Source organism: Uniformispora flossi (assembly GCF_049534875.1).
In the GTDB taxonomy this organism is placed as follows: Bacteria; Actinomycetota; Actinomycetes; order Streptomycetales; family Streptomycetaceae; genus Yinghuangia; species Yinghuangia aomiensis.
This window is the reverse complement of record NZ_JBMULZ010000006.1, coordinates 333,635-349,962: the sequence shown is the minus strand read 5'-3', so window position 1 is coordinate 349,962 and position 16,328 is coordinate 333,635. Positions and strand designations below refer to the sequence as shown.

The 16,328-nt window shown below is 72.2% G+C and carries 15 protein-coding genes and 1 pseudogene; 7 read left to right on the top strand and 9 right to left on the bottom strand.

Annotated features, from left to right (window positions below):
• Positions 1-62: 62 nt before the first annotated feature.
• Both ACPA54_RS16795 and ACPA54_RS16790 read right to left on the bottom strand, forming a co-directional pair.
• On the bottom strand, positions 63-740 hold the full coding sequence (locus ACPA54_RS16795; protein WP_423530465.1) for a TetR/AcrR family transcriptional regulator C-terminal domain-containing protein: 678 nt from the start codon (positions 738-740) through the stop codon (positions 63-65).
• A gap of 63 nt (positions 741-803) precedes the next feature.
• Positions 804-1,487 (bottom strand): TetR/AcrR family transcriptional regulator, encoded by a 684-nt coding sequence (locus ACPA54_RS16790; protein ID WP_423530464.1) that lies wholly within the window; start codon positions 1,485-1,487, stop codon positions 804-806.
• Positions 1,488-1,593: 106 nt separating this feature from the next.
• On the opposite strand from ACPA54_RS16790, the gene ACPA54_RS16785 reads away from it, so the two are divergent.
• Complete coding sequence (locus tag ACPA54_RS16785) at positions 1,594-2,820, top strand: cytochrome P450 (RefSeq protein ID WP_423530462.1); 1,227 nt, start codon at positions 1,594-1,596, stop codon at positions 2,818-2,820.
• Entirely contained in the window at positions 2,814-3,866 is a 1,053-nt protein-coding gene (locus ACPA54_RS16780) for an alpha-hydroxy acid oxidase (RefSeq protein WP_423530460.1), read from the top strand. Before ACPA54_RS16785 ends, ACPA54_RS16780 begins: the two co-directional genes overlap by 7 nt.
• 21 nt (positions 3,867-3,887) lie before the next feature.
• Here the strand turns inward: ACPA54_RS16780 and ACPA54_RS16775 are convergent.
• Positions 3,888-4,384: pseudogene (locus ACPA54_RS16775) on the bottom strand (HAD domain-containing protein); the annotation flags it as partial.
• Positions 4,385-4,519: 135 nt separating this feature from the next.
• On the opposite strand from ACPA54_RS16775, the gene ACPA54_RS16770 reads away from it, so the two are divergent.
• The gene (locus ACPA54_RS16770; RefSeq protein WP_423530458.1) at positions 4,520-5,377 is read left to right on the top strand and encodes a hypothetical protein; all 858 of its coding nucleotides are present in this window, start codon (positions 4,520-4,522) and stop codon (positions 5,375-5,377) included.
• 115 nt (positions 5,378-5,492) lie between these two features.
• Positions 5,493-6,101, top strand: a complete 609-nt coding sequence (locus ACPA54_RS16765) for a TetR/AcrR family transcriptional regulator (RefSeq protein ID WP_423530456.1) — start codon at positions 5,493-5,495, stop codon at positions 6,099-6,101.
• Between the two features lie 25 nt (positions 6,102-6,126).
• Here the strand turns inward: ACPA54_RS16765 and ACPA54_RS16760 are convergent, their stop codons facing one another.
• Positions 6,127-7,677 (bottom strand): ABC transporter substrate-binding protein, encoded by a 1,551-nt coding sequence (locus ACPA54_RS16760; protein ID WP_423530454.1) that lies wholly within the window; start codon positions 7,675-7,677, stop codon positions 6,127-6,129.
• A gap of 282 nt (positions 7,678-7,959) precedes the next feature.
• Here ACPA54_RS16760 and ACPA54_RS16755 point away from each other — a divergent pair, with 282 nt between their 5' ends.
• The gene (locus ACPA54_RS16755; protein ID WP_345681266.1) at positions 7,960-9,651 is read left to right on the top strand and encodes an N-acyl-D-amino-acid deacylase family protein; all 1,692 of its coding nucleotides are present in this window, start codon (positions 7,960-7,962) and stop codon (positions 9,649-9,651) included.
• A 101-nt stretch (positions 9,652-9,752) separates the two neighbouring features.
• On the opposite strand, the gene ACPA54_RS16750 is transcribed toward ACPA54_RS16755, so the two are convergent.
• The 3 genes from ACPA54_RS16750 to ACPA54_RS16740 form a co-directional block, all read right to left on the bottom strand.
• Entirely contained in the window at positions 9,753-10,952 is a 1,200-nt protein-coding gene (locus ACPA54_RS16750; protein ID WP_423530452.1) for a thiolase family protein, read from the bottom strand.
• 32 nt (positions 10,953-10,984) lie between these two features.
• On the bottom strand, positions 10,985-11,383 hold the full coding sequence (locus ACPA54_RS16745; RefSeq protein WP_423530450.1) for a Zn-ribbon domain-containing OB-fold protein: 399 nt from the start codon (positions 11,381-11,383) through the stop codon (positions 10,985-10,987).
• Between the two features lie 196 nt (positions 11,384-11,579).
• Positions 11,580-12,164 (bottom strand): TetR/AcrR family transcriptional regulator, encoded by a 585-nt coding sequence (locus ACPA54_RS16740; RefSeq protein WP_423530448.1) that lies wholly within the window; start codon positions 12,162-12,164, stop codon positions 11,580-11,582.
• A 109-nt stretch (positions 12,165-12,273) separates the two neighbouring features.
• Between ACPA54_RS16740 and ACPA54_RS16735 the strand changes: the two genes are divergently transcribed.
• Positions 12,274-12,696 (top strand): nuclear transport factor 2 family protein, encoded by a 423-nt coding sequence (locus ACPA54_RS16735; protein ID WP_423530446.1) that lies wholly within the window; start codon positions 12,274-12,276, stop codon positions 12,694-12,696.
• Positions 12,697-12,798: 102 nt separating this feature from the next.
• Here the strand turns inward: ACPA54_RS16735 and ACPA54_RS16730 are convergent, their stop codons facing one another.
• Positions 12,799-14,208, bottom strand: a complete 1,410-nt coding sequence (locus ACPA54_RS16730; RefSeq protein ID WP_423530445.1) for a PAS domain-containing protein — start codon at positions 14,206-14,208, stop codon at positions 12,799-12,801.
• A 332-nt stretch (positions 14,209-14,540) separates the two neighbouring features.
• Positions 14,541-14,975, bottom strand: coding sequence for a GNAT family N-acetyltransferase (locus ACPA54_RS16725; RefSeq protein WP_423530443.1), 435 nt, complete (start codon positions 14,973-14,975; stop codon positions 14,541-14,543).
• 80 nt (positions 14,976-15,055) lie between these two features.
• On the opposite strand from ACPA54_RS16725, the gene ACPA54_RS16720 reads away from it, so the two are divergent.
• Positions 15,056-16,327 (top strand): TerD family protein, encoded by a 1,272-nt coding sequence (locus tag ACPA54_RS16720; protein WP_423530441.1) that lies wholly within the window; start codon positions 15,056-15,058, stop codon positions 16,325-16,327.
• Position 16,328 lies beyond the last annotated feature (1 nt).

Genomic DNA, 16,328 nt, shown 5'->3' with positions numbered 1-16,328 from the left:
CGGGACGCGACTGAGCGCCGCGCGGCGGACGCCAGTCCACGATCACATCCACCCGGACAGGCCTAACCCTCGGCCTCGCCCTTCCCCATCAACCGCTCCATCCCGCCCATCACGAACTCCAGCCCGAATCCGAACTGTTCGTCCGCCGTCAGCCCCGCCACCACCGCGAAACTCCGCCGCAGCGTCGCGTAGCGGTCGCCCTCCGCGGCCAGCTGCTCCGTCAGCTCCGGCAGGGCCGGGTGCACCCCGGTCGGCCGCGCCGCGACCTCGTCCCGTGCCGACGCGTACGCGAACCGGGCCAGCAGCGAGAACGACATGATCGCGTCGGCTTCGCTCAGTCCCCGTTCATGCAGCGCGGCCAGCAGCCGGTCGAGCAGCTCCATCCCGCTGGTCGGGATCGCCACGTGGGCCTTCAGATACGGCTGGTACTCCGCCTCCACCAGCCCCGCCCGGCGCATCGACCCGGCCAGCACCAGGGTCAGCTCGCGCCACCCCGCGTCCTCCGGAACCTCCGGGGCTTCGAGTGCCGCCGACACCGCCGCCGCGGCCACGAGCGCCAGCAACTCGTCCTTGTTCTTCACGTGGTAGTGCAACGCACTCCGGTCGACACCCAGCCGATCCGCCACGCTCTGCATGGTGACCTGCCCCGGCGGCATCGCCAGTGCCGCCTCCACGATCTTGTCGCGGTCGATGCGGCGCGGCCGCCCCAAGCGCTTCTGCCGCGGCGCTTCCGTGCCCATGCCGACATCCTCCCGCCGCCCGGTGCGTGTGCCCTACGGGGGCCCACCGCCACCGCGCGAGGATCATTCTGCCAGCCCGGCCCGCACCGCCCCGGCGTCGACCGTACCGGCCTGCACGGTCTCGGACCCGGCCCGGCTGCGCGGCCGGAACCCGTCGAGCAGCAGCGCGGCCAGTACCCCCGCGGGGTCGTCCTCGTCGGCCGGCCCCGCGATCTCGTCGTAGCGGCGGTCGACGACACCGTGCGTGGCGGCGAAGACGACGCGGAGCATGCTCTCCGGGTCCACATCCGCACGCAGCGACCCGTCCGCCGCCGCCTCCCGGAGCGCCCGCTGCCACACCGCACGCACCGCGTCCCGCCGGGCGACCAGCGGGGCCAGCGACGGCGTCCGGCGGATGTACGTCCAACTGTTCGACAGGCACAGGAACTCGCGCGGATACCGCAACGCCACCCCGACGCTCGCCCGCACCATGTCCTCGACCCGGTCCGCCGAAGAACCGCCCCCGGTATCGGCCGACGAGGACTCCAACGCCGCCTCCAGCGCCCCCAGATACCGCATCACCAAGTCGGCCAGCAGCGTCGACTTGTCCGGCACATGGCTGTAGAGCGACGAGGGCTTGAGCCCGCACGCCGCCGCAATGTCCCGCACCGACGTCCCGTGGTACCCGCGTTCGGCGAACAACTCCGCCGCGGCGGACAGCACCCGCTCGCGGGCGTCGACGGAGGCGTGCGCGGTCTGTTGGGCCATTGCTTCCCCTCGGGGCTTGGCGTACCGTCCGGGGCAATCGGCGTACGAACGATCGTTCGTACGCCCGCTCGGCAGCCTATACCGCCGCACTGCCCGGAGGTACCCCGTGGCCGACCCGCAGCCGACCCCTCAGCCGCACCCGCAGCCGAACGCCCTTGACCCCACCGCCGGCTCCCTCGAAGAACGCCTCCCCGTGATGGCCGCAATCCGGGCCACCGCACACGGTTCCGTCGACACCCCCGCAGGCCGCTACTTCGCCACCGCCGCGGGCGTCCGGGCCGCGCTCGCCGACGTGGACCGGTTCGTCGGCTCGTTCATCGACACCACGGCGCTGCCCGCCGACGAAGTGATGCTGTCCGCCGTGCCGGAGCCCGAGCACGGCCGACTGCGCAAGGTCGTCAACTCGGTCGTCGCCCACCACCGCCTCGCGCCCGCCGAGCCGTTCATCCGCACGAAGGCGGCGGAGCTGGTCGCCGCCGCCGTCGCCGCGGCCGCGGACGGCAGCCCGGTCGACCTGGTCGCCGCCGTGTCCGACCCCCTGCCCAGCGCCGTCATCGCGCACATGCTGGGCGTCCCGCAGGCCGACCGCGAACGCTTCCAGATCTGGTCGGACGAACTCCTCGACGCCCAGCAGGACCGCCGCGCCCGCACCCTCTCCCAGGCGCACCCCGAATTCGCCGCCTACATCCAGCGGCTCATCGACGACCGGCGTGCCGCCGACGATCCCCCCGACGACATCGTCACGCGCCTTCTGCAGACCGCCTACGACGACGGCACGCTGCTGTCCGACGCGGCGGTCCGCACCCAGACGATGTTCCTGATCGTGGCCGGCAACGAGACCACCCGGAACCTCGTCGCGAACTGCCTCCACACCCTCGCCGCCCACCCCGACATCTACGCCGCGGTACGCGCCGATCCGGCGCTCCTCCCGGCGCTCGTCGAGGAGTCGCTGCGTCTCGACGCGCCGGTGCAGATCCTCGCCCGCGCGGTACGCGCCCCCACCGAGGTCGCCGGGTGTCCGCTCGCCGCCGGCGACCGCGTGGTCCTGGGCATCGCGTCCGCCAACCGCGACGAAAGCGTGTACGCCGACCCCGACGTGCTGCGCCTCGACCGCGCGAACCCCCGCGACCACCTGGCCTTCGGCACCGGCCCGCACGTCTGCCCCGGCGCCTCCCTGGCACGTCTGGAAACGCTCGCGATCCTCCAGGAACTCTGCGCCCGCGCCGAAAAGGTGCAGCTGGCACCGGACTTCGCCCCGGAACCCGGCACGGTCTTCTGGGCGCACGGCCAGCGCCGGCTGCCCTGCCTGATCACCCCGGCCGACCCGTGCTGACCCCCGACCCGCTGGAGTCGGCGGCCCGCGACGCGTTGTCGCCGGAGTCCTTCGCCTATATCGCGGGCGGCAGCGGCGACGAGGTCACCTTGCGCGCCAACACCGCCGCGTGGCAGGCCTACGCGCTGCGCCCGCACGTCCTGCGCGACGTCGTCGAAACCGACCTGACCACCACAGTCATAGGCACCCCGCTCGCCGCCCCGATCGGGATTGCGCCCACCGCCATGCACAAGCTCGTCCACCAGGACGGCGAACTCGCCACCGCGCGCGCCGCCGCCACGGCGGGCGCGCTGATGACGGTGTCGATGTTCGCCAACCACAGCTACGCCGACGTCGCCGAGGCCATGGCCGGAGCACCGTTCTGGGCGCAGATGTACCTGCTGCGCGACCACGGCCTCACACGCGAGCTCGCCGTGCGTGCCAAGGAAGCCGGGGCGCGGGCACTCGTCGTGTGCGTCGACGGGGCGGCGGTGCCGCGCCGGTCGCGGTTCGTCGGAGGGGCGTTCGTGCCGCCGAAGGGACTCGCGTTCCCGAACGTGCGGGAAATCGGGCTCACCAAGGCGATCACCGGACTCGACCGGGCGATGACGTTCGACGACCTGGCGCTGTTCCCCGAGTGGACCGGCTTGCCGATCGTGGTCAAGGGCGTCCAGCGCGGCGACGACGCGGCGCGCTGCGCGGCGGCCGGAGCCGCCGGGATCGTCGTGTCGAACCACGGCGGACGGCAGTTCGACGGGTGCACGCCGACCGCCGCGGTGCTCGGCGAGATCGTGGACGCCGTCGCCGGGAATGCCGAGGTCTACGTCGACGGCGGCATCCGCTCCGGCTCCGACGCGGTCAAGGCGCTCGCGCTCGGCGCCCGCACGGTGTTCGCCGGACGCCCGCCGCTGTGGGCGCTGGCCGCCCATGGCGAGGCCGGCGCGACGGCGTGGCTACAGGACTTCGCCGACGACATCGCCCGCGTCCTCGCCTTCTGCGGCTGCCGGACGCCGGGGGAGGCCACCCGGGACCTCGTCGCGCGCGCCTGGCCCCCGCCGCACGGCTGAGCCGACGTCGCACCCGGGCCCTCGAAGCCACGCGTCGAGGACCCTGAAGTCCGCATCCGTGAGTCCCTGCGCGTGGTCCACATGGCAGCGCGGGCGCGGGATGGCGGTCGGCGACCCACGCCCGGTCCACGTCGGTGAGTTCGTCGTCCACCCAGGCGAACGGCCGTCCCGCTGCCCAGGTGACGAGCGCGCGGGTCTTCCAGTGCAGCCCGGCGCGCTCGTCCAGGTCGTCGACGGCCGTCGGTTCCGGCCACACCACGACCGGGAGTTGCGGCAGCCCCAACAGCGGCGCCAGCGCGTCGTTCGCGTCGTGCATCCACGCCGTCGCCCACACCAGCCGGCACGGCAGCGCGGCCAGCCGGGGGCCCAGTGCGGGATCGCACCGGATCGCACCGGATCGCATAGGGATCGTCATCGTGGGCGAACGAGCCCCCGGGCGGCGGGGCGGCGCCCCCGAACGGCACGACGGTCCCGTCCACGTCGAGGAACAGCAGCGGCGGCTCATGCGGGCTGGTCACCCGGACACGGTAGTGCCCGATCCCGTCCCGCCGAGAGCGGGACGGGGCCGGGCCCCCGCGGCGTCATACCGGGCAGCACAGGCACGCCGTTCCGCGGCGCTGCCGGACCACGCACCCGCCAGGGGGACACCGACCATGCATCTCGTGCACAGCCGCCGCCCGGAGGACGAGCCGGGCGGCGACGAGCCGGACTACGTCGCCGAACGCGCGGCCGCGGCCCTGCACGCCGCGGGGAACGGCATCAAACCGCCGCCGTGGCTCGCCCCGCGCGGCCTGGCCCGCGGCCGACGGGCGTCGCGCCGCATCCGCGTGCTGGCGGCCGCGGGCAGCGCGACGGCGGCCGCCGTGGTGGGTACCGCCCTCGTGCTGGCGCTGCCCGGCCTGTCCGGGCCGCGCGATGCGGCATCGAGCATGAGCCCGTCGGCCCGGCAGTCCGGCAACCACGTCACGACGCCGCCCGCCGCGGTGCCGAGGCCGTCCCCGACCCACGACCGGGACACCGCCGCCGAGCGTCTGCTGCGCACGGTCCTGCCGCCGGAGGTCGCGCTCGTGGACCTGCTGCCCAGGCCGGAAGAAGACGGTGCGTCGTTCGCCGGAGTACTCGGCGACGCGCAGGGCTCCGGCGCGTTGACGGTCGTCGTCTCCTCCGGGCGCCGCACCTCGGAGCTGACCTGTTCCGGGCAGGGAAGTGCCTCGGCCTCCTGCGGATTCGTCGACCTCCCCGACGGCACCCGCATCCGCACCGAAACCCACCGCGACCGGCCCCACGACCCCGCGGGCGAGGCCGGTGGGTCCGCCGATGCCGGCGATGCCCGAGGCGTCTCGATCTTCAGCGTTCATCTGATCCGCCCCGACGGCACCTCCGTCGAGGCGACGGCCACCAATTCCGACCCCGAGCGCATCCAACGCACCCGCCCCACGCCGATCCTGACAACGGATCAACTGCGCACGCTGGTCACGGCCGAAGGGTGGAGGTCCTACACGGCGTCGTGAACGCCCCGGGAACGGCCGCCGGGCCCGCACCGCCCGCCTCGTTGCATTACGATTCGAGTTGTAACGCAACAGGTGTCGCCGCCGCGGCGCGCCGCCCGACTGGGAGAATCCCGCTGTGTCCACACGAAGCGCTTCCGCCGACCGCTCCCTCGGCGGTCGGCCGCGCGATCCGCAGATCGACCGGGCGGTGCTGCGCGCGGTGCGCGAGCTGCTCGCCGCGGACGGGTACGGCAGGCTGAGTTTCGAGACGGTGGCCCGCCGCGCCGGCGTCACCCGTCCCACGATCTACCGCCGCTGGCCGTCGAAAGCGCACCTGGTGCACGATGCGGTGTTCCCCACCGAGGGCGGCAGCCCCGTCCTCATCGCCGACACCGGGGACTTCGTCGCCGACGTGCGCCGCGTGGTCGCCGACACCATCGCGTCCTACGCCCGGCCCGAGGCGCGGGCCGCGCTGCCCGGCCTGTTCACCGACCTGCACGCGGACCGCGCACTGCGCGCCCAGGTCGTGGACGGCCTGCGCAACCACGCGCTGGCCGAGTTCCGGGCGCTCGTCGACGGCGCCCGGGCCCGCGGCGAACTCCGCGACGGGGTCGACGCCGACGTCCTGTTCGACACCATCTCGGGTGCGGCGTTCACCCGCGTGGTCTCCGAAGGCGACGTGCCGCCGGGCTATGTCGAGGCACTCACCCAAGCCGTCGTGCGGGGTGCGGTGGCGCGGCCCTGACCGTGCCACCGCACCCCGCGGCGCCCTAGCCGACCCCGATCCGGTCCATGAAGACCACGCCGACGTTGTACGTCTGCACGCCGGTCACCTTCTTCGAGTAGATCGGCCCGACGACCGACGTCGAGTAGACGGCGAACGGGAGTTCGTTCGCCATCGCCTTCTGGAAGTCGGCGTACGCGGCCTTGCGGACCCCCGGATCCGCGCTCGCCCGACCCGCGGCCAGCGCCTTGTCGGCGTCCGGGCTCTTCCAGCCGCCCGCGTTGAGCAAGCCGGTGGACAGGAAGTTCGACGTCAGATCCGGTTCCGGCTCGGCGTACCACTGCTGCACCTGCGCGGCCTGGAAATCGTGCTGCATCGCGTACTTCATGGTGAACGTGTTGATCTCCAGCGACTCGACGCGCATGGTCACGTTCTTGAAGCCCTGGACGCGGCTCTGCAGGTACTCGGCGACCTTGTTCGACTGCGGGGTCGAAGCGACCAGGAAAGTGAAGTCGACCTTCTTCCCCTCGGCCGCCAGTTCGTCGAACAGCTTCTGCGCTTCGTCCCGGTTCGGCGCGGGCTGCTGGGCGCTCGGGTCGAAGAACGGAGAGGCGGAGAAGATGCTGCGGGTCGGATGCATCCCGTTGTTCAGCGTCTTCGGAAATTCCTCCGGGTCCATCGCCAGGGTGAGCGCGCGGCGGGCACGCGGGTCGTCGAACGGCGCCTTGGTCAGGTTGAACAGCACGCCCTGGCCGCCCAGCGCGGTCGTCTCGTTGGCGTTCAACTCCTGCTTGGCCTTGGTCAGATAGCCCGGGTCGGAGCTGTGGTAGATGTCCGCGCCGCCGGACTTGACCGTGTTGTACTCCTGCGCCAGGTCGGCGACCACCTTCACGGTGAGTTGGTCGAGCTTGGGGAGGCCTTTGTCCTTCTGCCAGTAGTTCGGGTTCTTCACGAACACCTGCTCGCTGCCGCGCGTCCAGCTTTTCAGCATGAACGGACCGGCGCCCACCGGCTGGGTGCCCGCCGACTCGAGGCCCTTGGTGATCGCCGAAGGCGCCTCGATGTAGGTGAGCTTGGTGGCGATCATCCGGTCGAACGTCGGGTTCGGCGACGTCGGCGTGACCGTCAGCGTCAGCGGGTCGACGACCTCCGTCTTGAGGCCCGTCGCGTAGGCCGCGAGGTAGGAGCGCGTCTCCGGCTTCGCGTGCGTCTCCCAGTTCAGCTTCACCGCGGCGGCGTCGAACGGGGTGCCGTCGGAGAAGGTGACGCCCGGCCGCAGCTTGAGCGTCCACGTCGCGCCGCCGTCGGCCGTGGTCAGGCTCTCCGCGAGATGCGGCTTGACCTTCCCGTCCGCCGGGTCGAAGTAGAACATCGGGTCGTACAGCGCACTCATCCGCGGCTCGTCGGTGACCGCGAGGTACAGCGTCCGGAACGGGTCGAGCGATTTGGAATCGGACACCGCGACCATCGTCATCGCGCGTTCTCCGGAACCCCCGCCGGAGCTGCTCTTGTCGGAGGACCCGCACGCGGAGACCACGAGTCCCAGGGCGAGGACGCCCGCGACGGCGGCCCCGCGGGAGCGGAGCGGGGCGGGCAACGAACGTCTGTGCGGGGTGTTCTCCGGTCTGGCCAACGTGCTGCCTCTCCCTGGTCGCTCGGCGGTTCGGTTGAGTTACGAGTCGTGTTGTAACGCAGGGCTTCGGAGGAGTCAATGGAGATCGCGCGGACTCCGCGACCGCCCGGGAGTCCGTCGAAGTGCACCGGAGAACCGGGCAATTGCCCCGGTCGCCGCGGCTCTTGACTCCGCGCGCCAGTTCCATTGCAATGCGACACGTAACCGAACCGCCCGGGGTAGCGGGCGGCCCCACGAGGAGGCGCTGTGGCACACCTGCTGGTACGCGGAGGGACGGTCGTCGACGGCACGGGAGCCCCGGCCTACCGGGCCGACGTGCGCGTCCGCGACGGCCGGATCGCGGAAATCGGAACGGACCTGGCGCCGGCCGCCGACGAAAAGGTCGTCGACGCCGCGGGCGCGTACGTCGCCCCCGGCTTCATCGAGGCGCACACCCACGTCGACGGCGCGATGTGGTGGAACCCCGACCTGGACCCGCTGCCCGCCTACGGTGTCACCACCGTCGTCATGGGCAACTGCGGCATGTCCGTCGCCCCTCTCGCCCCGTCGGCGCGCGGCGCCGTCCTCGACCTGTTCTGCTTCCTGGAGGACCTGCCGCTCAGCGCGTTCCAGGACAAGCTCCCGTGGTCGTGGGACCGCTGGCCCGCCTACCGCGACGCGGTGAGCGGCCAGAAGATCTCGGTCAACGTCGCCGGGTTCGTCGGCCACATCGCGCTGCGCACCACGGTCATGGGCCCCGAGGCGGCCTGGAAGCGCGCCGCGACCGCCGAAGAGATCGCACGGATGGCCGAACTCCTCGACGAAGCCCTGGCGAACGGCGCCATCGGCATGTCGACCAACACGTTCGACAAGGACCGGTACCTGGAGGTCGTGCCGACGCGCCTGGCCGAGGACGCCGAGTTCGAGGCGCTCGTCGACACACTGGCCAAGCACCCGGGTGCGACGCTCCAGATGATCAACAAGTTCAACGACCTCGACCGCATCGAAGAGGATGTGCTGCGGTTCGCGCGCATCTGCAAGGAGCGCGGCGTGCGCGGGCAGTGGGCGGCGATTCCGTCCACGAACATCGAGGCCGAGATGCGCGTCAAGACGATCGCGCTGCACGAGCGGCTGCGCGCCGAAGGCGTGGACTTCTGGGGCCAGATGGGGCACGTGCCGCTGGAGCCGTACTTCAACTTCGAGCGGTCGCTGACGTTCCAGCGCGTCCCGGCGTGGAACGAGATGATCAACTCCCCGGCGGAGACCAAGCTCGCGACCCTCGCCGACCCGGCGTGGCGGGACCGGGCACGCGCCGAATGGGACGCCCGGGAGCGCGCCGCGACGTCGCGCATCGACCGCCCCGAATCGCTCATGTTCGCGATCTCGGAGACCGGCGCCGGCCCGCTGGACATCTCGCTGCAGCAGTACGCGGACGAGAAGGGCCTGCACATCTCCGACGCGCTGGCCACCTGGGTGCTCGACAACGGCATCGGCTCCTGCCTGCGCGGCCTGGCCGACGAGTTCGACGAGCCGGCGGTGACGGGCCTGTTCAAGGACCCGCACGTGCTGACCAACATCAACGACTCGGGCGCGCACCTGCAGATGTTCTGCGGCGCCGGACAGAACGTCTACATGCTGACCCGCTACGTGCGCGACACCGGCCTGATGACCCTCGAAGAGGGCGTGCACAACCTCAGCGGCAAGCTCGCCGCCTACTTCGGCATGCGCGACCGCGGCACCGTCGAGGTCGGCAAGGCCGCCGACCTGGTGGTCTTCGCGCTCGACGAGATCGAGATGCGCGAACTGTTCAAGTCTTACGACAACCCCGACGGTTCGTGGCGCTTCAACCGGCCGCCGTCCGGCGTGCGCACGACGATCGTCGCGGGTGTCGAGACGGTCGTCGACCGGGCGCCGACCGGGGCGCGTCCGGGCACGATGGTCGGCATCGCCGCGGGCTGAGCCGCCCGCCGCGCGGCACACCAAGCCGCACGCCACACCAAGCCGCACGGCAAACGGGCCTGCCCGCCGGGGATTTCCCCCGGCGGGCAGGCCCGTCGGCGTTACTTCTGCAGGATGTGCACGGCCGCGGTCGAGCCGAGGCCGATGACGTGGGTGAGGCCGACCCGGGCGCCGGCGATCTGCCGGTCTCCGGCTTCGCCGCGCAGGTGGGTGGCGACCTCGTAGACGTTGGCGATACCGGTGGCGCCGATGGGGTGGCCTTTGGACTGGAGTCCGCCGGAGACGTTGACGGGCAGCCGTCCGTCGCGCCACGGTGCGCCGGAGTCGAGGAAGTCCGCGGCGCCGCCGGGCTCGCAGAGCATCAGGTTGTCGTAGTGCAGGAGTTCGGCCGTCGCGAAGCAGTCGTGGAGCTCCACGAGGTCCAGGTCGTCCGGGCCGATGCCGGCCTTCTCGTATGCCGCCGCGGCGGCGTTGCGGGTACACGTCGACACGTCCGGCTGCACCAGGACGCCCGGCACGTACGGGTCCGACGTCATGACCGACGCGGAGATCTTCACCGCCCGCTCACGCACCGCCAACGGCAGCGTGGCGAGCTTCTTCGCCGAGCACAGCACGACCGCCGCGGCGCCGTCGGTGTTCGCCGAACACATCAGCGACGTGTTCGGGTAGGAGATCATCGGCGCTGCCTTGATCTCCTCGAGCGAGAACCGCTTGCGGTACTGGGCGAGCGGGTTCAGCTCCGAGTGCGCGTGGTTCTTCTCGCTGATCTTGTAGAAGTGCTCCACGGACGCCTGCGGGTTGGCGTGCAGGTACGCCATACCGGCTTGGGCGAACACGCTCGGCATCGTCTGCGAGCCGAGGATGCCTTCGGTCGGTATCACGTGGCCGTCGCGCCCTGTCGGCGTGTACTCGTTCTTCGCGCCGGCCGGACGTCCGCCGGGGCCGAGCAGGCCCATGCCGGAGGTCTTCTCGACGCCGACGGCGAGGCCGAGGTCGGATTCGCCGGCGAGGATCGACAGGTGCACGGTGCGTAGTGCGGTAGCGCCGGTGGCGCACGCGTTGGCGACGTTGTAGACGGGGATGCCGGTCTGGCCGATCTGCTTCTGGATCTGCTGGCCGAGTCCGGCGGCGGCGTTGAACAGCGAGCCGGCGGCGAGGATGTCCATATCGGCGATCGCGGTGCCGGAGTCGGCGAGCGCGGCCAAGGCCGCGTCGGCGGCCAGGTCGACGGAGTCGAGGCCGTCGTGGCGCGCGAAACGCGTCATGGAGGCGCCGATGATCCACACGTGCTCCGAGGCCATGCGGGGAGTCCTTTCTGCGGGGTGGCGGTGGCTCAGGAGCGCGGGGCGAAGGCGTAGGCGACGGCTTCGACGCCGTTGTCGTCGGTGCCCGCGACATACGTCGTCAGCCGCACCGGCATGCCCAGGGTGACGTGCTCCGGGTCCGGGTCGACGCCGACGATGTTGCTCTGCACGGTCTGGCCTTCGTCGAGGCGCACGATCGCGGAGACGAAGGGGACCGGGATGCCCGGGGCGGCGCGGTGCACGATGGTGAACGCGACGACCGCGCCGTCGGTGCCGAGTTCGAGTGTGGTGAATTCGGTGCCGCCGCAGGACGCGCAGGCGTTGCGGCGGGTGAGGTAGTCGGCGCCGCAGGCCGCGCAGACCACGGCCTTCAACCGGGGCTCGGGCTCCAGCAGCAAGTGGTCGACGACGGGAATACGCGTGGCCATGCGGCTCCTTCCGTAGCGGGGCCGTCCACGGCGGCGGGCGGCCGGTCGCGGGCGGGACACCGGCGGTCCGCGGGGCCCGCACCGGGCCGCGTCCCGCCGGGGCGGAGCCTAGGCGCAGTTGCTTGACTCTGCAATGCAAATGGCCGGGGGCTCGGCGGAAAGGAGTTTGCGCAGGTCGTGGGGTGGGCCGCGGGGATCAGCCGTCCGTCGTCCCGGCCAGCGCGCGGAACGCCGCGCGCAGCGCCGCCGCGATGCGGTCGGGGGAGGCATCGCGCAGCGTGTCGACCTCGAGGAGTTGGTGGCCGACCGTGACGCCGATCATCGCCATGATCATCACCGCGGCGCGGAGCTCGGCGTCCGGCCCGGGGCCGAGGGCGGCGGCGATGCCGGCGATCTGCTTGGCGATGGTGCCGCGGGCGTGGTCGGCGGCGGCCGGGTCGGTCAGCATCGAGCGCAGCAGCGCGACGGCGCCGTCCGGGAGACCGCCGAGTTTGAGGCCCATGGTGGTGAGGAGCTGCTCGACCACGGCGTCCGGGTCGACGGCCCCGGTCTCGTCGGCGCCCGCGGGGATCGGCGCGGCTTGGACGGCGCGCGTGAACAGGTCGCGCTTCGAGCCGAAGTACTGCATGACGAGTGCCGGATCGACCTCGGCCGCGGCGGCGACGGCGCGCACGGTCGTCCGGTCGAAGCCGCGTTCCGCGAACAGGGTGCGGGCGCTGGCGAGAATGCGCGCCTCGGTCGCGCGGCGGCGCTCGGCGCGGGTGGTCGGGGTATCGCTCACCGTTTCACTCTACAGATGTTGACCGAATCCGCGGGGCGGTCGTACGGTGGCCGCATCGATTCGCTCAACACTTGTTGAGTTAATGCCGCCCGAAGCGAGGAGTCGTTCCATGCCCACCGCCACTCGCACCGCCCGCGAGACGCTCGCCGCCTTCCACGATGCGATGCGCGCGAAAGACGCCGATGCGCTGGCCGACCTCTATGCGCCGGACGGCGTCCACGAATTCCCGTTCCCGTTCCCGGGCTTCCCGGAGCGGTATGTGGGGCGCGAGGAAGTACGCGCCGGATACGGCGCGACCTGGGGAGCGACGCCCCTGCGAGTGAGGGAGGTTCGAGCGACCGCCGTGCACCAGTCGGAGGAGCCCGGTGTCGTCGTCGGTGAGCACGTGGTGGTCGTGGAGCACTCCGCCGGCGGCACGTTCTCCGTGCCGGGGCTGCTGGTTCTGCATGTGCGGGACGGCTTCATCACGCTGGCCCGCGACTACATGGACGGGCTGAGCGTCACCCGGGCGCGCGGCGCGGGCGAGGGCTGAGGGCCGCTCGGGGCCTGCGGGGGCTGGGTCTTGAATTCTCCACGAACGTGGAAAATGATGCCGGTGCCGCTCACGGCGACCCGGCGACCGCCGGGCCGCGTATCAGCCCCGGTAGTTCCGCCACGCCGCGATCTCCGGCTCGGGCGGCCGCCGGTTCGGCAGCGGCGGTTCGTCCGACGGCCGCAGCCCGGTCGTGTTGGCCACCGCCCACGTCGGCGGCTGCCGGTGCACCGCGCGCGGCGGGGGAGCGGCGGGAGCGGGGGCCGAGCGGCGGACGGTGACCGAGTCCGGGCCGGCGGTCGCGGCGGCTGCCGCGTCGGCGGGCAAGTCGATCCGGTAGCGGCAGCCCTGCCGCCGCCACTCGTCGGCGACCCGCAGCACGCCGCCGTGCCGCTCGACGATCCCGTGCGCCATCCGCACCCGCGCGTCGTCGCTCGGCCCCGGCGAGCGGATGTCGATGCGGACGTAGGCGCCGTCCCGCGTCGGCATGGCGGTCACCGTCGACGGGGCCCGGTCCGCGGCACCCCACGGCGCCGGATCGTCCGCCACGACCGCGGGTTCCCCCGCGATCAAGTGCGCCAACGCCGACACCAGTTGCGGGACGTCGGCAGGCAGTTCGATGCGCGCCACCGGCAGCGTGTACTCCGCCTGCCGGGCGCCGAGCAGCTGCGTCGCCGTGCCGACGGCCTGCTCGAGGACGTCCGCCAGCGTCACCGACATCCACCCGGGAACCCGGTCGCCGTCCGCGGACACCCGCGCAGCCGACGACTGTTCGCGAAAGGTGACCACCGCGCCCCGGACCTGCTCCCCGTCGAGCTGCGGCAGCGTCGTCATCCGCACCGGCACCGCCCGGCCCGCCTTCGACCACAGCACCGCGCTCGTCTCGTGGTGGCGCCGGCCCGAACGCAGCGTGTCGGCGACCGGCGTGTCCCGCGGCGGCAGCGCGGAGCCGTCCTCGCGCGCGTGCATGGCGAGCGCGACCAAGTCGCGGCCGCGCAATTCGCCCGCCCGATAGCCGAGCAGCCGGATCGCGGCGGGGTTGGCCATGACGATCCGGCCGAACGCGTCCACGCCGACCACGCCTTCCGACGCGGCGCGCAGGATCAGCTCGGTCTGTCCGCGCTGGTACCGGAGTTCGGCCTCCAGGCGGAGCCGCTCGCCGATGTCGCGGACGGTCACGAGGAACGCCGTCCCGGGCCACGCCGCCCCGCGGCCGAACACGCCCGCATCGCGGTACGGCACGCCCCGCACGATGATCTCCGCCGGGAACTCCGTCCCGTCCGTGCGCCGCGCGGTCGTCCGCTCCGGGACGTCGTCGGCCGGATCGCCCGCCGCGTCCGGATCCGGCGGAAACCGGCCCGGATCCCAGAGCGGCAGCAGATCGAGAACGCACAGGCCGATCAGGCCCGGACCCGATCCCGCGAACACGTGGGACGCCGCGGTATTCGCGTCCACGATGGTGCCGATGCCGTTGACCAGCAAAACCGGAAACGGCAACGCATCGGCCCGCACGCCGTCCGGTGTGCCGGGACGGGGCCCACCGGCGGTGTTCCGCACACGCGGCGCCGGCCACGGGACGGCCCGCAAGGCCACCACGGACCGCACTTCTTCCACTCCGAGATTCCGCTGATTCAACCCGGCCGCCAAATGTTCGAGTCGCTGGTGGAACTGCCCGGGGAGAAAAGGACTTTGCCGGAGCGGGCGGTCCCCGGCGCTCCCGATGCTAAGGCGGCCCGAGCGGCCCGGGCCCGGCGATAAGCCACTGTTAAGGCAGCCGATCGCCACCCTTAATCAGCCGAGGAACCGGCCTAAATGCGGGAAGAGTTCCGCAGCGGCCGCCCCGGTCACAACGCCAGCCGGTACACCACGAAACCGTGGTGCTCCGCCACCGCGTCGTACAACCGCCGCGCCGCCGTGTTGTCTTCATGGGTCTGCCAATACACCCGGTCGCACCCCCGTGCGCGCGCCCAGTCGGCCACCGCCGCGATGAGCGCGCGCCCGACCCCCGCGCCCCGGGCCTCCGGTGCGGTGAACAGGTCTTGCAGGTAGCACAAGTCGGCCGTGGTCGTGCTCGGGTGCGTAAGGAAGTGGACGATGCCCACCAACACCCCGTCGACGCGCGCCCCCAGCGCGTGGATATCCGTGTCCGCCGCGAATCGGTCCCACGCGGTGTCGAAGAACCCGGCGCTCATCGTGCGCCCGTAGAAGGTGTTGTAGCCGTCGAAGAGCCGCTGCCATACGGCGCGGTCCTCGGGGGTGAGCATGCCGACGGTGACCATGCGGTGATTCTCCGCCGCGCCCGGAAACCGGCGCCATCCCGCGTATCGCAGGATTGCCAAGCAAAGGTAAAGTCCGCGCCATGGATCTTCTCCCGGGCGCGAATGCGGCGCTTCCCGCCGCACCCCTCGCCATCGACGTGACGTGGCGCGACGGAACCGGCGTGGACGTTTCCGCGCTGCTGCTCGGAGCGGACGGCAACGTCCGCGGCGACGCCGACATGGTGTTCTTCAACAACCCGGAATCCGACTGCGGCGCGGTGCGGTTCGCCGGCCGGGCCGGCGCCGCCCGCATCGACATCGACCCCAAGGCGCTGCCCGCGGACGTGGAACGCGTCGCGCTGGTCGCCGCGGTCGATGTCGACGCCGCTCCTGGCACGACGTTCGCCCAGGTCGCCGGCCTCCACGCGACCGCGGCCGCCGGAGTGGAGACGTTCGCGTTCGCCGTCCCGGACCTCGACCGCGGCGAAACCGCCGCCGTGCTCGCCGAGGTGTACCGGCGCGGCGCGGACTGGAAGATCCGCGCGGTCGGCCAGGGATACGCCTCCGGACTCGCGGGCGTCGCCGCCGACTTCGGCGTCGACGTCGGCGAGGAGCCCGCCGCGGAGACACCCGCGCCCGCGGCACCCGTTGCCGAACCGGCTCCGGCCCCACCCGTCTCCCTCGGCAAAATCGACCTGGCCAAGGGCGCGAAGGCCACCATCTCCTTCGACAAGCGCGACGAGTCCGGCACCGTCGTCGCGACCCTGGAATGGGACGGCGGCAGCGAAAGCCGCCGCGAACAGGGTGCCGACCTCGACCTGTACGCCCTGTTCGTCCCCGCGGCCGCCGTCGTCGACGCGTCGGACGCCACGATCGGTGTCCGGCTCGGCGGCAAGCACGGCGGCAAACTGCCGCGCCCGCTCAAGAAGCTGGCCGGCGAAGCCCGCGACAAGCCCAAGCAGGGCGCGGTCTATTGGAACAACCTCGGGTCCCTGACCCGCGGCCCCCACATCGCGCTCGACAAGGACGCCAAGAAGCCGGGCATCGAGACGGTCCGCATCACCCGGCCACAGGACCAGGGCTTCGTGCTCATCTGCGCCTACAGCGCGGTCGGCAACGGCATCGGCAGCTTCAAGAGCTACGGCGCGAAAGCGGTCGTCACCGACGGCCGCGGCAGCACCGTCACCGCCCCGCTGTACGACGACAACGACACGTCGTATTGGGTGGCCATCGCCTTGGTCGACTTCACAGCCGACCAAGGCGTGGCCATCCACCACGTCGAGGCCTACAGCGACCGAAGCTCCGAGCAGCGCCCCGTCCTCTTCCCGGACGGCAGCTTCGCGATGGACCAGGGCCCCGCCGAGTTCAAGTAGC

What these genes read in the sequence shown, in the direction of transcription:
- ACPA54_RS16735 (WP_423530446.1), top strand. Translation starts at nt 12,274, where the DNA reads ATGCCCACCGCCACTCGCACCGCCCGCGAGACGCTCGCCGCCTTCCAC.
- ACPA54_RS16790 (WP_423530464.1), bottom strand. Translation starts at nt 1,487, where the DNA reads ATGGCCCAACAGACCGCGCACGCCTCCGTCGACGCCCGCGAGCGGGTG.
- ACPA54_RS16725 (WP_423530443.1), bottom strand. Translation starts at nt 14,975, where the DNA reads ATGGTCACCGTCGGCATGCTCACCCCCGAGGACCGCGCCGTATGGCAG.
- ACPA54_RS16720 (WP_423530441.1), top strand. Translation starts at nt 15,056, where the DNA reads ATGGATCTTCTCCCGGGCGCGAATGCGGCGCTTCCCGCCGCACCCCTC.
- ACPA54_RS16750 (WP_423530452.1), bottom strand. Translation starts at nt 10,952, where the DNA reads ATGGCCTCGGAGCACGTGTGGATCATCGGCGCCTCCATGACGCGTTTC.
- ACPA54_RS16745 (WP_423530450.1), bottom strand. Translation starts at nt 11,383, where the DNA reads ATGGCCACGCGTATTCCCGTCGTCGACCACTTGCTGCTGGAGCCCGAG.
- ACPA54_RS16770 (WP_423530458.1), top strand. Translation starts at nt 4,520, where the DNA reads ATGCATCTCGTGCACAGCCGCCGCCCGGAGGACGAGCCGGGCGGCGAC.
- ACPA54_RS16795 (WP_423530465.1), bottom strand. Translation starts at nt 740, where the DNA reads ATGGGCACGGAAGCGCCGCGGCAGAAGCGCTTGGGGCGGCCGCGCCGC.